The following is a 1,308-nucleotide window of genomic DNA, read 5'->3' as shown; positions in this document are numbered from 1 at the left end:
CGGCGGCCCTCCCGTGGGAGGACCGCCGTCGGCCGTTAAGCCGGTGAGCCGGTGGGGATCAGTCGCCCAGGCGCAGGCCGGTCTTGGTGTCGAACAGGTGCACGTGGCCCGACTGCGGGCGGACCCAGATGGACTCACCCTTTATCGGGGGGCGGCGGCCGTCGACGCGGGCCACGATGTCGTGGCTCTTGCCGTCGAGCGTGGTGTGGCCGTAGACGTAGGCGTCGGCGCCGAGTTCCTCGACGACGTCGACCTCGACCTGGAGTCCCTCGCCCTGCGGCGCGGTCTCGAGGTCCTCGGGACGTGAGCCGACCGTGACGGTGGAGCCGGAGGCGTCCTCGAGGACGTCTCGCGGGACCGGGTAGACGGTGCCGCCGAACTGCACACCGCCGTCGACGACGGGAAGCTCGAGCAGGTTCATGGCCGGTGAGCCGATGAAGCCGGCGACGAAAACGTTTTTCGGCTTGTCGTAGAGGTTGCGCGGGGTGTCCACCTGCATCAGCAGGCCGTCCTTGAGGACGGCGACGCGGTCACCCATGGTCATGGCCTCGACCTGGTCGTGGGTGACGTAGACGGTGGTGACGCCGAGGCGGCGGGTCAGGGAAGCGATCTGCGTGCGCGTCTGGACGCGGAGCTTGGCGTCGAGGTTGGACAGCGGCTCATCCATGAGGAACACCTGCGGGTTACGCACGATTGCGCGGCCCATGGCAACGCGCTGGCGCTGGCCGCCGGAGAGGGCCTTCGGCTTCCGGTCCAGGTACGGCTCGAGGTCCAGCAGCTTGGCGGCTTCGCGGACTCGCTCGGCGCGCTCTTCCTTGCTGACGCCGGCGATCTTAAGCGCGAAGCCCATGTTGTCCGCGACCGTCATGTGCGGGTACAGGGCGTAGTTCTGGAAGACCATGGCGATGTCGCGGTCCTTCGGCGGAAGGTCGGTGACGTCGCGGTCGCCGATCAGGATCCGGCCGGAGTTCACATCCTCGAGGCCTGCCAGCATCCGCAGGGAGGTGGACTTTCCACAGCCGGAGGGTCCCACGAGGACCAGGAACTCGCCGTCGGCGATTTCAATGTTGAGCTTGTCAACAGCGGGCTTCTCGGTGCCCGGGTACAGACGCGTAGCGTTATCAAAAGTAACTGTAGCCACAGTTATCAATCCCTTCACCGGCAGGTACGTGCCGGACGATCCGTAGTGAATGGTTCTTTTTATTCAGTTGTGGGTGTTCCGTTTCAAAGGATGCGCATGCTCCCCGGCCGAAGCCGAGGAGCATCCATGACGCCGCACRGTAGTTGTGCGCCACATCACATACAGAG

At 65.6% G+C, this 1,308-nt stretch carries 1 protein-coding gene; it reads right to left on the bottom strand.

Features of this window, described 5'->3' with window-relative positions:
• Positions 1 to 58 precede the first annotated feature (58 nt).
• Entirely contained in the window at positions 59 to 1,141 is a 1,083-nt protein-coding gene (locus AB4Y86_RS19075) for an ABC transporter ATP-binding protein (protein ID WP_441403691.1), read from the bottom strand.
• Positions 1,142 to 1,308: the final 167 nt, after the last annotated feature.

The sequence above is a fragment of the Arthrobacter sp. 2YAF22_2 genome (genome assembly GCF_052114645.1).
Classification (GTDB): domain Bacteria; phylum Actinomycetota; class Actinomycetes; order Actinomycetales; family Micrococcaceae; genus Arthrobacter.
The sequence above is the reverse complement of the archived record's forward strand: the minus strand, read 5'-3'. Positions and strand labels throughout refer to the sequence as shown.